Source organism: Synechocystis sp. FACHB-908 (assembly GCF_014698595.1).
In the GTDB taxonomy this organism is placed as follows: Bacteria; Cyanobacteriota; Cyanobacteriia; order Cyanobacteriales; family Microcystaceae; genus Synechocystis.
In genome coordinates, this window is sequence record NZ_JACJTH010000042.1 from 107183 (window position 1) to 122226 (window position 15044).

General features: G+C 46.3%; 18 protein-coding genes and 2 tRNA genes. 12 read left to right on the forward strand and 8 right to left on the reverse strand.

Annotated elements, in window-relative coordinates; all coding sequences use genetic code 11:
- The first annotated feature begins 224 nt into the window (after positions 1-224).
- The gene (locus H6G46_RS16270; RefSeq protein WP_010873091.1) at positions 225-2060 is read left to right on the forward strand and encodes a hypothetical protein; all 1836 of its coding nucleotides are present in this window, start codon (positions 225-227) and stop codon (positions 2058-2060) included.
- 143 nt (positions 2061-2203) lie between these two features.
- On the opposite strand, the gene H6G46_RS16275 is transcribed toward H6G46_RS16270, so the two are convergent.
- Positions 2204-3256: a 2OG-Fe(II) oxygenase gene (locus H6G46_RS16275; RefSeq protein ID WP_010873092.1), complete on the reverse strand. Its 1053-nt coding sequence runs from the start codon at positions 3254-3256 to the stop codon at positions 2204-2206.
- 226 nt (positions 3257-3482) lie between these two features.
- On the opposite strand from H6G46_RS16275, the gene H6G46_RS16280 reads away from it, so the two are divergent.
- The 7 genes from H6G46_RS16280 (at position 3483) to H6G46_RS18770 (ending at position 5551) form a co-directional block, all read left to right on the forward strand.
- Positions 3483-3710 (forward strand): DUF2281 domain-containing protein, encoded by a 228-nt coding sequence (locus H6G46_RS16280; RefSeq protein WP_020862282.1) that lies wholly within the window; start codon positions 3483-3485, stop codon positions 3708-3710.
- A 45-nt stretch (positions 3711-3755) separates the two neighbouring features.
- Positions 3756-4100: a PIN domain-containing protein gene (locus tag H6G46_RS16285; protein WP_071822655.1), complete on the forward strand. Its 345-nt coding sequence runs from the start codon at positions 3756-3758 to the stop codon at positions 4098-4100.
- A gap of 161 nt (positions 4101-4261) precedes the next feature.
- Positions 4262-4546: a BrnT family toxin gene (locus H6G46_RS16290; protein ID WP_014407120.1), complete on the forward strand. Its 285-nt coding sequence runs from the start codon at positions 4262-4264 to the stop codon at positions 4544-4546.
- Positions 4547-4550: 4 nt separating this feature from the next.
- Entirely contained in the window at positions 4551-4757 is a 207-nt protein-coding gene (locus H6G46_RS16295) for a hypothetical protein (RefSeq protein ID WP_010873094.1), read from the forward strand.
- A 27-nt stretch (positions 4758-4784) separates the two neighbouring features.
- Positions 4785-5024, forward strand: coding sequence for a hypothetical protein (locus tag H6G46_RS16300; RefSeq protein ID WP_010873095.1), 240 nt, complete (start codon positions 4785-4787; stop codon positions 5022-5024).
- 141 nt (positions 5025-5165) lie between these two features.
- On the forward strand, positions 5166-5450 hold the full coding sequence (locus tag H6G46_RS16305) for a type II toxin-antitoxin system prevent-host-death family antitoxin (protein ID WP_010873096.1): 285 nt from the start codon (positions 5166-5168) through the stop codon (positions 5448-5450).
- Positions 5447-5551, forward strand: coding sequence for a type II toxin-antitoxin system YoeB family toxin (locus H6G46_RS18770; RefSeq protein ID WP_080504056.1), 105 nt, complete (start codon positions 5447-5449; stop codon positions 5549-5551). The genes H6G46_RS16305 and H6G46_RS18770 overlap by 4 nt, the downstream gene beginning before the upstream one ends.
- A 93-nt stretch (positions 5552-5644) precedes the next feature.
- Here the strand turns inward: H6G46_RS18770 and H6G46_RS16315 are convergent, their stop codons facing one another.
- Positions 5645-6469 carry a photosystem II manganese-stabilizing polypeptide gene (locus tag H6G46_RS16315; RefSeq protein ID WP_010873097.1) on the reverse strand — a complete coding sequence of 275 codons (825 nt, stop codon included), beginning with the start codon at positions 6467-6469 and terminating at the stop codon, positions 5645-5647.
- Positions 6470-6746: 277 nt separating this feature from the next.
- Here H6G46_RS16315 and H6G46_RS16320 point away from each other — a divergent pair, with 277 nt between their 5' ends.
- Positions 6747-7073 carry a hypothetical protein gene (locus H6G46_RS16320; RefSeq protein ID WP_199303490.1) on the forward strand — a complete coding sequence of 109 codons (327 nt, stop codon included), beginning with the start codon at positions 6747-6749 and terminating at the stop codon, positions 7071-7073.
- A gap of 70 nt (positions 7074-7143) precedes the next feature.
- Here the strand turns inward: H6G46_RS16320 and H6G46_RS16325 are convergent.
- Together H6G46_RS16325 and H6G46_RS16330 are read right to left on the reverse strand one after the other, a co-directional pair.
- Positions 7144-7215, reverse strand: a tRNA-Gln gene (locus tag H6G46_RS16325).
- 254 nt (positions 7216-7469) lie between these two features.
- Entirely contained in the window at positions 7470-7976 is a 507-nt protein-coding gene (locus H6G46_RS16330) for a hypothetical protein (RefSeq protein ID WP_223211270.1), read from the reverse strand.
- Between the two features lie 43 nt (positions 7977-8019).
- Here H6G46_RS16330 and aroA point away from each other — a divergent pair, with 43 nt between their 5' ends.
- Positions 8020-9363: a 3-phosphoshikimate 1-carboxyvinyltransferase gene (gene aroA / locus H6G46_RS16335; RefSeq protein ID WP_010873100.1), complete on the forward strand. Its 1344-nt coding sequence runs from the start codon at positions 8020-8022 to the stop codon at positions 9361-9363.
- A gap of 2 nt (positions 9364-9365) precedes the next feature.
- Here aroA and H6G46_RS16340 read toward each other — a convergent pair whose 3' ends face one another.
- Positions 9366-10970 carry a radical SAM protein gene (locus H6G46_RS16340; protein ID WP_010873101.1) on the reverse strand — a complete coding sequence of 535 codons (1605 nt, stop codon included), beginning with the start codon at positions 10968-10970 and terminating at the stop codon, positions 9366-9368.
- An 80-nt stretch (positions 10971-11050) separates the two neighbouring features.
- Entirely contained in the window at positions 11051-11518 is a 468-nt protein-coding gene (locus tag H6G46_RS16345; RefSeq protein WP_010873102.1) for a hypothetical protein, read from the reverse strand.
- Between the two features lie 221 nt (positions 11519-11739).
- Here H6G46_RS16345 and H6G46_RS16350 point away from each other — a divergent pair.
- Positions 11740-11811: transfer RNA gene (locus H6G46_RS16350), tRNA-Asn, on the forward strand.
- A gap of 98 nt (positions 11812-11909) precedes the next feature.
- Here H6G46_RS16350 and H6G46_RS16355 read toward each other — a convergent pair.
- Together H6G46_RS16355 and purB are read right to left on the reverse strand one after the other, a co-directional pair.
- Entirely contained in the window at positions 11910-12848 is a 939-nt protein-coding gene (locus tag H6G46_RS16355) for an isoaspartyl peptidase/L-asparaginase (protein ID WP_014407121.1), read from the reverse strand.
- Positions 12849-12968: 120 nt separating this feature from the next.
- Positions 12969-14264 (reverse strand): adenylosuccinate lyase, encoded by a 1296-nt coding sequence (gene purB, locus H6G46_RS16360; protein ID WP_010873104.1) that lies wholly within the window; start codon positions 14262-14264, stop codon positions 12969-12971.
- 109 nt (positions 14265-14373) lie between these two features.
- On the opposite strand from purB, the gene H6G46_RS16365 reads away from it, so the two are divergent.
- Positions 14374-15006, forward strand: coding sequence for a Uma2 family endonuclease (locus tag H6G46_RS16365; RefSeq protein ID WP_010873105.1), 633 nt, complete (start codon positions 14374-14376; stop codon positions 15004-15006).
- The last annotated feature ends 38 nt before the right edge of the window (positions 15007-15044 follow it).

Below are 15044 nucleotides of genomic sequence, written 5' to 3' on the forward strand. Positions count from 1 at the left end.
TTTAATGAATGGTTGGAGGGCTGTGATCCAGATCACATACGTGGGTTAACCGGGATAATAAAATACAGTTTGGTGAAATGAAGGGTGGTGGTAGAGAGTTGACCCAGCTTCAAACAAGAACCAAAGTTCAGTGTTCCTAATGTAATTCGTTTGTTTTTATTTTCTTTTATTGATTGCTTTCCTATCTCGCTCACTTTATTTTTACTCACAGTTGAAGATCAATTATGAATACTCGCTTTTTCCTCAATTTCCTCACTGCCCCCAAACGTAATGCCGGCTTTGCCATGCCCATGGTGATTATGGGCGGTTTGGTGATTACGGTGGCGGCCGCCGCTATTGCTATGAAGGGGATGAATGATCAAAATCAGGTCACAGCGAAGGCAGCTAAGTCCTCTAGTGACGCAGCAGCGGAGACCGGCTTAGCGCGTGTTCAAGGTTTGCTTGCAAGCAGTAAATATGCAGCTCTTTTCGACGATTCTGATTGGGCAACCTTAATACAGTCGGATGGAACACCAAACAGCGAAACTACCCTTGGAGCTGTTCTTGAAGAGCATCTAAATTCGGTATCAAGCAACAGTGGGTCTATCTGTAGTGAGGGGAGCTCTTCTGGCGTTGATTCGGCTAAACTTGCATCTCAAAAACAAGTCTTAGGCAAACTTCGTGAGTTAGCTACTGAAGCGTCTGCTGGTCAAGTAGAACCGATTAATAGCAATAGCTCTTTTCGTATAGTAAGTTACAAAGTTGGAGTTGAAGAAGAGAACAAAGGCAAAATTCCCCAAGGTCAAGTTATTGGGCGTCTAGTTGTTGAGGGAGTGTCTAGCAAAGGAGCAACTGACGCCGTAACCCGTTTGATGGTGGATATTCCTATTTCTGGAAAACCAGGAACTTCCACTTTTGGTGGTTCGGATACGGTGCCTGCACTTTGGATATCAGAAGGCGGTGTTGATAAGGGTACTGCTGGTGACACTGTAGATACAACAGGTACTCCCGCTGTTCCTAAGACTGGTGAAATAAGAGGAAATATAGTCCTGGCAGGGTGTGGTTCCACAGATTTAACTGATGCTTATATTGATGATCTTAACTCAATACAGAACGCTGCTGGGGGATTTGCCGCTGTAAGGGCATCTACCCCAATGCCTTCCATCCCATTGTCGGCTTTAGCATCGGCAAGATCTCAGAATCGTGTATATACACTAAACGTGGGGAATAACGATTCAATCTCTCTCCCCCGAAGTGGAGAACAGCCGGTTGACGGTTACTATTACTATGAATCTAGTAGTTTAGACAGAAAGTTTGAGCTTAACTTTGACAATACTGGAGGAAAGAAATACCGTCTGTATGTAACTGGTGACATTGGTAGAAATGCGGAAATCAACGGAACTTGTAATACAGCTGATGGTTGCCAGCCGACAGATATCCAAATATTTGGTCTTTCGAGTAGTGGTTCAATTTGCATGAATGGAAACTCGAGCCGAACGACGAAAGCTTTTGTTCTTGCCCCCAATTACGATATAGGTCGCACAGGAAATGGGAGTTATGAAGGAATGCTTTTGGGTAAGACTTATGCCAAAGGCAATTGTGCTGTAAATAATGGCAAATTGGCTGTTACCCAAACCTCTCAAACCTGGGGATCGGTTCCTCCTGACCTACGTCCACTTACCGCTCCATCACCTACCCTTACATCATTTTCTAGCTGGTCTCAGATTGACTCCAGTTTAGCTGATGATGATGCTATAACTGAGCCCCCAATTTACACAGGTTCCTTCTTAACAGCTTCTTCTAGTCCATCTCCCAGTCCCAGTCCATCTCCTAGTCCCAGCCCGTCTCCCAGTCCCAGCCCATCTCCCAGTCCCAGTCCATCTCCCAGTCCCAGCCCGTCTCCCAGTCCCAGTCCATCTCCCAGTCCCAGTCCATCTCCCAGTCCCAGCCCATCTCCCAGTCCCAGCCCATCTCCTACCCCAGTTACCGTAAATGTACAGAACAAGAAGGCTTGCGATGATCTAGGAGGGACGTACTCTCAAAGCGGGAATAACAAAACCTGTACTTACATTCCTCGGTAGCCCGTAGAGTGTTTTCCTCCCCCTTCATTAAGCCCAAAAATCTCTAGCAAAACAATATCAAAATTACTTTAGGCAGACTCCAGCAGTTTGCTTTTTTTTGCTTATTTTCCCAGAATTAAAGGCACAACCGTAAAGATAGAATTTTACTTCTTTCTCACCCAACCATTAATGGTAAATCGACTATCTGCAAAAGCTTGGGAAGGACAGTTTACTGGTAGAACTTCGTGCATATAGCGACTGAGAAAAAAGACAATGCTGTTATTAACTGGCTGTACAGTTTTAAATGATTCAGCGGCTACATAAAAATTATTTTCGATTTTACTGTCATAAATGGCTAGCTCTCCACCAGAAAAGGCTTTAGGCTCTCGGTTAAAGTAATAAACATAGGTTAATTCACGGGTAGCAGAATCGGGGCTACCATTATCATTATGTACTTTGTAATAATTTCCATGGTTATGGGCAGTAAGTTGAGCTTCTACATAATCAATTTGAAAAGGTTGTATTTGTAGATCACTAATCAGTTGGGGTAAAATTGCCTTTACTCGTTCTATTATTAATTCTGAAAACGGCGCAAAAATCGGCAAAAACATAGAGCGACGATAATCAGAATCATTAGCTGAATTGCTTGTAGGCAGGAAATTATTTTCATTCTGAATTACAAATTTAAACAACTGCTCTAACTCTGTAGCACTCAAAAAATCTTTCACCTGAATAAAATGGGATGGCAAAATTTCTGGTGAAGCTTGGGGAGTAGCTGAAGTAGACTGTCGCTCTATCTGAATTTGACCTATAGATGAATTATTAGATAAGTTTTTATAAAAGTTGTGATTAATTAGAAATGAAGGTGCGTAGGATTCTTCAGCTTGGCTAACAGTTGATTGTGAAGAGGATTCGACTTGAGACTGGTTAATAATTTGCCAAAGTTTGTAATTACCCTGATGGCTAACTAAAGTGCAAACAAAATTTCGCCAAGCAAACTGAAATAATACCTCTTGAGTTTTCAACATATTTAAGGTGTCTGCATCAAACTCTAGCAAAATACACAATTCTTCCGTCGTTATCCAGAATTCGGAATCACTAACTTGCTTAACTAAGTTAAGTTGCTGAATTACCGCATGAAGTTTACTTTGCAATGGTTCTTGCATGATTCTGGTCATAGTAGTTAAAAGAGTATTGACAATCTCTTCAATAATCATTTTCTCATGATCAAAATCCTTTAGGCAGATCCCAGTGGTTTATCTTCTTTTTTGGCCGCTTTTTCTGTGGTGGCATTTCTGGTCTGAGGTTATTTGGCGGTCAAGAATAGGATAGCGCTTGGCGATCAGGGGGGAGAGGTTGACAGATGCCCAGCCCTATTGGCAGTGGGCTTGCTGAGCTTGTGTTAGCATAGAGCTATTATCGATTGATTAAGATGTCAAAACTATGACCAAACCAACGATAGAACTATCAGAGAGTGTATTTAAAAAAATTCAGGTACTTTCTCCGGAAAACCAAAAACAAATTCTAGATTTTCTAGAATCTATAACAGCAAATTCCGATGAAACTCAAGAAAAAAAAGCAACTAGAATTTCAGGATTGTATCAAGGACAAGGCTGGATAAGTGATGATTTTAATGATCCTCTAACGGATGAGTTTTTTTCGGAAGTCTGATTTATGGAACTGCTGTTAGATACTCATGCCTTTGTTTGGTGATCAATTGCTCAGGAAAAACTATCTTCAAAAGTAAGTTCTTTATTGTCAAACACAAGTAACAAAATATTTTTGAGTACAGCAAGTGCATGGGAGATACAAATTAAACTGCAACTTGGAAAGTTACAACTTAACATTTCCCCAGAAGAATTAATCAAAAATCAAATGACCATCAATGGTTTGCAGGTTCTGTCTATTGACTTGGAGCATATCTGGAAACTGGCGGTTCTTGAACATCACCATAAAGATCCCTTTGATCGAATCTTAATTGCCCAATCTATGACCGAAGAAATTCCGATTTTAAGTATTGATAAAGTCTTCGATCTTTACCCGGTTCAAAAACTTTGGTAACTGTTCAGGCGGTCAGGGTTAACTGACGATCAAGGATCGGATTGTGCTTGGCGATCGGGTATTAACGGCGATCCACATTAACCATGGGCTTATTTCCACCATGCTAGAATAGGGGCACAACTGACTTAAAGCAGTGTCTCCCACAGATTAGCGACCTTAAAATGAATTCACTTTCTTTTGAATGGGACGAAGAAAAGAATCGAACCAATCAGAAAAAACATGGTATTTCTTTTGAGGAAGCTGAGACTGTTTTCTACGATGACAATGCTATTCAGTTTTGGGATGATAATCATTCAGAAGTAGAAGATAGATTCCTAATGCTGGGTAGAAGTTCCAGAATGAGAATCCTGCTAATTGTTCACTGCTTCCAAGAGAATGAATCTATCATCAGAATTATTTCTGCTCGCAAGGCTACTCCTAAAGAAACGAAACAATATAGAGGATAATATTATGAAGAAAGAGTATGATCTAGCCAACATGAAAAGCCGTCCTAATCCTTTTGCTCAAAAGCTTAAACAAAAAGTTACTTTACCTTTGGGAATTGATGTAGTTGATTTTTTTGAAAAGAAAGCACAAGAAAAAGGCATTTCTTATCAAGAAATAATTGAATTATATCTTCAAGATTGTGTTGTTAATAATCGAGAACTTTCATTTTAAATGCTCAGCTGACGGACAGGTGTTTTTGTGTTTGTAACCAGAGTAGCTCTCAAATATGAAACCATCTATTTCAGAAACTACCAACTCCATATTCCCCAATGGGCAGGACTCAGCTTCGCCGGGATTACTTTCACGTTTGTGGTCTTGGATCAACTCCTACGGGGGTTTGTCCGACTTGAAGAAGTACAACGCCGAACTGAGGAAGAGCAACGCCGAATTAAGCAAACAGAACGAGAAACTCGCCGAGCTAGAATTGAAACTCGATAACGTATTGCAATCATCCAGCACCAACTTGACCCCAACAATCTCCACCGACAACAATTAGGGGATATTCAAGCACTTCTCGAAGAATATCTAGATACCCTTTAGCCAATTGGCTATCTGTGAGGTATTGGCAATCGGGCTAAAATGGGGGAAACTTTGCCCCAACAATTGCCAAACATGAACGCAGTCAGCCAAATTATTGCACAACAAAAACTTGCAGCTATCATGGAGCAAGTATGTAGTGATCATGTTCCAACAATTATCACCAGGGATACCCAACCATCTGTCGTCATGATTTCCCTGGAAGACTATCAGTCATTAGAAGAAACAGCATATCTACTACGTAGCCCGAACAATGCTCAAAAATTGATGTCGGCGATCAAGCAATTAGAAAATGATCAAGGTGTCGAAAGGGAACTATTGGAGTGAAGCTAATTTTCTCTGAGCAAGCCTGGAGCGATTATCTTTACTGGCAACAAAACGACAAGAAAATACTTAAAAGAATCAATACCTTAGTTGAATTAATTTGATAGAAAAAGACGACCACCTTAACGGCGATCGCCAAACTGTTCAGCTCGTCAAAGTAACTAACTAAAAAGCCAGTCAGCTACCACAACAAAAAATTAAACATCGGTGTCCACTCGACCGTAGAAAATGCCCCGGACTTTAACATCAAGGGGTTCTTTAGCACCCAAATCAGTGTCAGAGGGTTGCTCGCTTTCAAAAATACCGGCAATTTCCCCAGTGGAACCATCAACCTGGGTCACCTGCAAGGAAAGGGTTCCTTTACCCAAGGGGGTTTCCTTCTTGTTGGTACGGAATTTATCCGCCGCTGAAGGCAGAGCTACCGCATTGTCATAACCAGTGTATAGACCCCGGGCTTTGGGATCCAAGAAACCAGCCCCCCGGTAGGAAGGCACATTGAAATCCCCAACAAAATCGGTGGAACTATTGATGGAAGTAAAGCCAGGCTCCGTAGTGCCAGTAAAATTTTTCACCGTGAAAAAGAAGGGTACTTCTTCACCACCGGGAAGTAATACCGTAATCGGCTGGAAGTCAATGCCATCTTTTTCTTTAAAAGTCAACGTTCCATCAGCACCCACTGCAATGCTGCCGCGGATCTGTTCTAGGCTAGTGGTTTGACGGGTCAGAACCTTACCTTTAACGTACTCAGCCTTTTGGCGCTTATTAACGGGCTCTTCCTTAACAAAATACTCCTGGGGCTCCATACAGAAGTCAGAAACAAAATACTTAGTATTCGGTTCCACCTCAATGGTTCCTCTGGTGAAGGAAGAAATTTCAGGGCAAACGTTAGCTAGACCCGTATTTACAATGTCATCGTAGGTAAGCTGGCTCTTATCAACCGCAAAGGCACTGCCGCTATATAAAAACGTTAGTAGTCCAAAGCAGACTGAAAGCAAAGCCACAATAGACGGACGAAACCTCATGGTTTAACCTCGCTTAAGTCAATCTCAAATTTTTTGTCTTTTTCAGGCCTTGTCCGGCTCCAGACTTACACGGATGCAACCCTAGGGATTATGGACAAAATAGGCATATTTTAACGAGATCCACTCTACCAAACTTTCGTTACCTTACCAGCCATATGGCCGGAAGGGGCATTTCCGCAACAGGTCAGAGCAAGGCTTTGGCCACAAACCACTATCATTTGGGTTGGTGTTTGTTTGCGAACAGCCCATCTGCCTAACTGAGCTTTATTTGGAATCAATGGAATCGATCAACCAAAAATTATGTCTAACTCCCGAGTTAGAAGCCCTCATGACCACCACCGAAGCCCTGGCGGAAGATTACCAGGACGACCATGACCGTTTGCTACAGCTCCTAAGGGTTCTGGAATCTCTGCACCGTCACATTCGCATCGACTATTTTGAACCGGCCTTGCCCAATACCCGTCGGGGTCTATATGGCCTACTAAGGGATATCGAAGAAAGTGGCGGCTGGCCATACATTGAGCGGGGTAAGCTGAGTCATTTCATCAAGAATTTGCAGGAAAGCCTGGAGCAGGAGGTGGAGTCCCTGGGGGAATTAGATTAGGACCATAACTATTCTCCCAAAAAGCAACGGCCGTGTGGGGAAAGGCTGAAAGGCTTATAGATTGACGAAACTGGGGTGCTAGGATTCGAACCTAGGAATGGCGGGACCAAAACCCGCTGCCTTACCGCTTGGCTACACCCCATTGATTAACCTTTGTTATTCTACCAGCACCATTCCAAGTTCTGTCAAGCTCCCCTGAAAAATTTGCATCCGGGTCGGGAACAGGGATTTTGGCCGGGAGCCACAGGGTTAAGCACATCGCCCATTAATGAGCACTGTCACAGTGATTGGAGTTGACAAAAGGCAACGGTCATTAAAAATAAAGGAAAGAAAAAACTGTCTGCCTCCCAGAATCACGGGGAGACAGGGCCCTACCAAGACAAGCAAATTGATCAGCTAAAAAGTACCCAGGGGAAAACCGGAACCTGTTTGTTTGGGTTCCCCCGAAGAACTGCGTTGCCAATCATTTTCTTCTTTGATCTGGCTACTACGGTCATTGATACTGAGGGGAGGGGTATTGGTAGTGTTAATTTCCAATAGGGTTTGGGAATTAGTCCCCATATTTTGTTGGGGGAACCAATCTTCCACTTGACGTTCCTGGAGGCCATCGAGGTCGTTGATATTGCCCGTGGCCGGTAAGTCTTCTGGGAAAGGTTCCACTGGGTTATAGGATTGGGCTGTAACGGTAGTAGGGGTCCCGAGCACAAAAGCGGTGCCGGCAAGCAGAACTAATTTCCATGGGGAATAATGGTATTTCATTGGTTTGGCCTCTGGTCTGGCAATGGTTGCTAGGCGATCGCCTGTTGAAATTAACAAACTGTCGCCCTTCCACTGACCATGGTAACGATGTTTTTTACTTCCTTGACTAACCGAGGAAAATTTGGCGGGGGGCAGAAATGCCAATACAATTTAGCTTGGTCTTCCCTGCCCCTAATTTGTCCCCTCCATGGCCTTGCTTTCCCTCAACAATCATCAATCCCATCAACGCTTAACTGTTAATCCCCCTGCCCAAGGGGTCGCTTTGACTGGCCGCCTAAGGGTGCCGGGGGATAAATCCATTTCCCATCGGGCCTTGATGTTGGGGGCGATCGCCACCGGGGAAACCATTATCGAAGGGCTACTGTTGGGGGAAGATCCCCGTAGTACGGCCCATTGCTTTCGGGCCATGGGAGCAGAAATCAGCGAACTAAATTCAGAAAAAATCATCGTTCAGGGTCGGGGTCTGGGACAGTTGCAGGAACCCAGTACCGTTTTGGATGCGGGGAACTCTGGCACCACCATGCGCTTAATGTTGGGCTTGCTAGCCGGGCAAAAAGATTGTTTATTCACCGTCACCGGCGATGATTCCCTCCGTCACCGCCCCATGTCCCGGGTAATTCAACCCTTGCAACAAATGGGGGCAAAAATTTGGGCCCGGAGTAACGGCAAGTTTGCGCCGCTGGCAGTCCAGGGTAGCCAATTAAAACCGATCCATTACCATTCCCCCATTGCTTCAGCCCAGGTAAAGTCCTGCCTGTTGCTAGCGGGGTTAACCACCGAGGGGGACACCACGGTTACAGAACCAGCTCTATCCCGGGATCATAGCGAACGCATGTTGCAGGCCTTTGGAGCCAAATTAACCATTGATCCAGTAACCCATAGCGTCACTGTCCATGGCCCGGCCCATTTAACGGGGCAACGGGTGGTGGTGCCAGGGGACATCAGCTCGGCGGCCTTTTGGTTAGTGGCGGCATCCATTTTGCCTGGATCAGAATTGTTGGTGGAAAATGTAGGCATTAACCCCACCAGGACAGGGGTGTTGGAAGTGTTGGCCCAGATGGGGGCGGACATTACCCCGGAGAATGAACGATTGGTAACGGGGGAACCGGTAGCAGATCTGCGGGTTAGGGCAAGCCATCTCCAGGGTTGCACCTTCGGCGGCGAAATTATTCCCCGACTGATTGATGAAATTCCCATTTTGGCAGTGGCGGCGGCCTTTGCAGAGGGCACTACCCGCATTGAAGATGCCGCAGAACTGAGGGTTAAAGAAAGCGATCGCCTGGCGGCCATTGCTTCGGAGTTGGGCAAAATGGGGGCCAAAGTCACCGAATTTGATGATGGCCTGGAAATTCAAGGGGGAAGCCCGTTACAAGGGGCCGAGGTGGATAGCTTGACGGATCATCGCATTGCCATGGCGTTGGCGATCGCCGCTTTAGGTAGTGGGGGGCAAACAATTATTAACCGGGCGGAAGCGGCCGCCATTTCCTATCCAGAATTTTTTGGCACGCTAGGGCAAGTTGCCCAAGGATAAAGTTAGAAAAACTCCTGGGCGGTTTGTAAATGTTTTACCAAGGTAGTTTGGGGTAAAGGCCCCAGCAAGTGCTGCCAGGGTAATTTATCCGCAATTGACCAATCGGCATGGACCGTATCGTTCAAACTGGGTAATTCTCCCTTTAATTCCTTAAAAGCTCGCTTAAAACTGCCCAACGTATCTCCGTAATGGCGAGTGAGTAGAAGTAATGGGGCCAAACGGCGATCGCCACGGGAAATTAAAGCCTGCATCACTGACCAGTTATAACTTTCGGGACGAAAATCAACACCCAGGGGCCGCAGTTTTTTTTGCAAAAATTGTAGACGCTGTTTGGCTTCCGGATTGACCCCATACCATTGGAACGGGGTGTGGGCCTTGGGGACAAAGGTGCTACAGCCAAAGGTGAGACGTAAACCGGGGGCGACTTTTTTGACCTGTTTTAATAAATCTACCGTTGCTTCCACATCTGACCTTGTTTCCCCTGGCACGCCGACCATGCCATAAAGCTTCAATCCCTGTAATCCCCCCGCCTGGGCCTGTTGGGCAGCGGTGAGAATTTCCTCGTTAGTCAGTTTTTTATTGATAATTTGCCGGAGTTTTTCCGAACCGCTTTCAATGGCAATGGTGAGGGATTTAGTGCCCCGTTTAGCTAAGGTTTGGGCCAATTTTTCGTCCACTGTGTTGGTACGCACTGAAGCAATGCTGAGCCGCACATGGTCAAATTCTGGTTTTCCCAGGTAATCCAACAACTCGTTAAATTCCGGATGTTGGGTTACGGAAGCTCCTAACAATCCCAGGCGATCGCTCACTTGCAATCCCCGTTCAATGGCGGGCAGTAGGGATTTTTCCGTATCCGCTGGCCGAAAAGGTAACGTCAGGTAACTAGCTAGGCAAAATCGACACATTTCCGGGCAACTGCGTACCACTTCCACCATGAAAATATTTTCCCATGCGGCCTTTTCCGTCACTACTGTGGAGGCAGACAGAACATTACCCCGGTAGGTTTGCTTACTAACTTGGGCGGGAATGGCGGTGGTACTGGGTTGGATGTGACTAATTTTGCCCTCAGCGGCTTCGTAACTTATTTCGTACAAACTAGGCACATAAATGCCGGGAATTTGGGCTAGTTTTTCTAGTTTTTCATTCCTAGAACAAGACCGCACGCTTTGGTAACCATCAATAAATTCCGGCAGTAGATTTTCCCCGTCCCCCAACAAAATTAGGTCAAAAAAGTCTGCAAAAGGTTCTGGATTAGCGGTCAGCACCGGGCCGCCACCGAATATTAAAGGATCTTCAGCAGCCCGCTCTTTCGCCAGCAGGGGAATTTGTAATTGCTCCAACAGGGTCAAAATATTGCTGTAGTCCAACTCCCAGGAAAAGGAAAAGCCTACCAATTCTGGCGATCGGGGTAACGTTTCTTGGGCGTCGGTGAAAAGACGACTAACCTGCACATCGGAGCGTTGGGCTAAGGTTGACCAAATTACTTGATACCCCAAACTGGTAATGCCCACACTGTAGATGTTGGGAAAGGCAAAAATTAACGGCACCGCATCGGCTTGGGGAGACGCAGGGGTAAACAGCAGCCTTTCGGCCTGGGCTTGGTGCATAAAGTCAGAATACTTAGTTAAATCAATGGCAGATCAAACGGATCAACAATAAAACAACGGCGATCGCCAGGGAGTTGGGGTTAATGGTAAATTTCCAAATGCAACACATAATGACCCAAACATTCCTGGGCTGCCCAGAGTTCATATTCCACCCGCAAAAATTCCGGCAAGGGAGACCCCTGCAAGGTAATGTCCCTGGTGTAATTCCGTAACTGGAAGGAGTCGCTCAGATGTCTTTCCTGTTCATTGAGCCAATAGCGGCTAATGCCATAAACTCCCTGTTCCCAAAAATGACGGTAGGAAAATTGACTATTACCCTGGCGAGTCAGCACAATGCGTCGGGGAGACAGTTCTAACCACAATAGTTGAGAGGAGGGTAATACCTGTTGATCGCCGTTGGGAACTTGCTCCTGTTCTTGGTGGAGTAGGAGGTGAAAGCGATGCAAATCCTTTTGGTAGAGGGTAGCGGCGGTCTCCAGGGTGGAAAGAATGGGCAAATCGGTGGAAATGAGCGATAGGCAAACCGGACGACGGTGGTGGGTCAACATAAAAACTTGACGGGTGAGGAAAAGCAAATCAGCCTATCTATCCAGGGGATGACAAACAGGATTCTGTTTCAGCATAACGGTCAACATTGGCCCCCTGCCATAGGGCCCTGGGAGCAAATTGGCCCCAAGCTGGGAACCGGCCTAAGAATTTAGTAATTTTTTTAGCAAGGGGCTTGTGTAAAAGATCTTTTAGTTGCTATGATGTTGAATCGTTGAGTCAATCCTCGGTAGCTCAGTGGTAGAGCGGTCGGCTGTTAACCGATTGGTCGTAGGTTCGAATCCTACCCGGGGAGTTCTAAAACTCGGATGTTTTTTACGGTTAGAAACCAGGGGAATCTGTTTATTTTCCCCGTGTTTTTGTCTGTATTTTTTTAACTGTTTTTTGCAGTTTTTATATTGAGGCGTTGCCGTAGTGGTCGCCATCGGTTAATTCCAGCGTGTCTCCGATCGCCGTACCGGTGTGATAGGCCGCCAATAGGACAGGGCAGGTTTTTCCCCAGGCAATATGGCCTTGATGATCCAAGGCGATCGCCCCCAGGTCAGTGTTATTTTCCAAAGCTTCCGTGATGGATTTTGCCATGGCTTGAGCTAAATTTTGGCCATCCTTAACCCGGATTACCACCTTGGCGGCCAAACATTCATTGATAATGTCTTCCCCTACTCCAGTGCAACTAACCCCAGCAAAACGGGTGGCATAGTTCCCCGCCGGCATAGCAGAATCACTCACCCGACCAATGCGCTCTAGCCCTTTGCCCCCAGTGGAAGTACCGGCCGCAATTTTGCCGTTAGCATCCAACGCCACTACGCCGATGGTGCCTTTTCTGGCTTCAATGCCCACGGTGGGATCAGCAATTAGCCGAGCCATTTTTTTGCGCACATCTTCTCCCCGTTCCTCCATCCATTCCTGAATGCGAAAATCCGTGGCGGGATCGTAAATGGGCAGTTGCATTTCCCTGGCTAAATCCGCCGCCCCATAATCGGACAAAATCCGGTCTGTTTGCCCCTGCAAAAATTGGGCCATCTGGATCGGATTTTTAATGCGGGAAACGTTAATTACCCCACTAAAATTCTGGCGATCGCCGTCCATCAAAGAAGCACTCATGCGAACTTGTCCATCCGACTGGAGCACCGAACCAGTACCAGCGTTAAAACGAGGCTCATTTTCCAATAATTCACAACCTTGTACCACCGCATCCATGGCACTGCCCCCCGCTGTTAGGGTTTCATACACTGCGGCCACAATTTGATGTAGGGATTGGCGCACAGTGGCCAAGCCCCCCTTATCGTCGAGGGAACTCGCACCACCATGGATGATTAATTTGGGGGTCATAGAATTTTAGGTAAAGGCTTGGGTGAAGGATAGATCAGCACCAACGGATCGTAGATGGGAAAGGAAACCGTTAGTGATTATGGGTCGAAGTCAGAAGGGAAGGCAGATCCAAACTTTTAACTAAATATCCAAACGGCTGTAAATTTCCGCCAGGTTAGTCAAATGTTGTTGGGGGTCAAAGCACTGGTCAATTTCTTCGGCAGAAAGTAGGGCCGTTACCTGGGCATCAGCTCGGACTAGCTCTTCAAAATTGCCCCCTTCCGTGTTCCAGGCTTGGTGGGCGGAACCCTGCACCACTCGGTAGGCATCTTCTCGATTCATGCCTTTTTCCACTAGGGCAAGCAGAACTTTTTGGCTGAAAATTACCCCGCCGTAAACGTTCATATTGCGTTTCATATTTTCGGGATAGACCAACAGATTTTTCACCAAATCCGTGGTTTCCTTCAACATAAAATGGGTGAGAATACAGCAGTCGGGAAAAGCAACCCGCTCCACAGAACTGTGGGAAATATCCCGTTCATGCCAGAGAGCTACATTTTCCAACGCCGCCACTGCATGACCCCGAACCAGCCGGGCCATTCCCGTTAATCGTTCTGAGCGGATGGGGTTACGTTTATGGGGCATAGCGGAAGAACCCTTTTGGCCCTTGGAAAAATATTCCTCCACTTCCAAAACATCGGTGCGTTGCAGGTTGCGAATTTCCACTGCAAACCGTTCCAAAGAGGCGGCCAGCAAAGCCAACTGTTGCACGTATTCCGCATGGCGATCTCGGGAAATGACCTGGGTGGAAGCCGTATCTGGTTCTAAGCCTAATTTCTGACAGGCGATCGCCTCCACTTTGGGGTCAATGTTGGCATAGGTGCCCACGGCGCCGGAAATTTTACCCACGGCAATGGATTGGGCTACCCGCACCAGGCGATCGCGGTTTCTCAATACTTCCGCTAACCAACCAGCGAGTTTAAATCCGAATGTGATGGGTTCGGCATGGATACCATGGGAACGGCCCACCATGACGGTGTAACGATGCTGCTGAGCTTGGTAACGGATGGCCTGAATTAGTTTTTCCAACTGCTCCAAAATCAGGTCTAGGCTCGCCACCAATTGCAACGCCAGAGCGGTGTCCAGTACGTCGGAGCTTGTTAGTCCCAGGTGAATATAACGCCCCGCATCCCCCACATATTCATTAACGTTGGTTAAAAAGGCGATGACATCGTGACGCACTTCCGCCTCAATTTCCAGCACTCGTTGGGGATCGAACTTAGCTTTGGCCTTGATTTCGTCCACCGCTGCCTGGGGAATATAACCCAACTCCGCCTGGGCTTCACAAACGGCGATTTCCACGTCTAGCCAGGTTTGTAGCTTGTAGGTATCCGTCCAAATTTTGCCCATTTCAGGCAGGGTATAACGTTCGATCACAGGGCCAGTTCTCCAAATAACCGCTTAATTTTACTATTTGGCGGCAACCATCGTCAGATACTGGCATTCCAACTGCCAAGGCAATGGCGTTTTCCAGGTTTTTTGTAATATGGAAGATATTGCATTTATGCCACCCAGAGCAGGGTCTGTCCCCATGACCATCACCAGTTCTGCGCCGATCCCTACCCAAGACCAAACCCTTGTGCTGCCCGGTCACCACAGTTGGGAGGCTTTTAAAGCCATTCAAGCGGTCATGGAACAACAGCCAGGGCTACGCATTACCTATCTAGATGGAGTAATTGAGTTCATGACCCTGGGGGAGTACCACGAATCAATTAGAAGTATGATTGCCATTTTGTTGGGTATCTACTTTTGGCAACGGGAAATTGAATTTATTCCGGTGGGCAGTGCCACCCGGGAATCGAAGGGAGAATCTGTTTCCTTTGAACCCGATGAATCTTACTATCTTGGTGAGAAAAAGGCCCATCCCGACTTGGCCATTGAAGTCAATATCAGCAGTGGCAGTGCCAAAAAACTGGAAAAATATCAACGACTTGGCATTGGTGAAGTCTGGATGTGGCAAGACAAAAAGTTTTCTATCTACTTTTTAAATGGCGATCATTACCAAATCATTTCCAAAAGCCAACTGCTTCCAGATTTGGATATTGCCCTGTTGGAAGAGTGCGTACTGATGTCTTCTGCTTTAGAAGCGATGCAAAGGTTTACCAGTCAACAAAAATAGGCGGCGATCGCCTGATTTTAATGTGATCTAAACCTAAT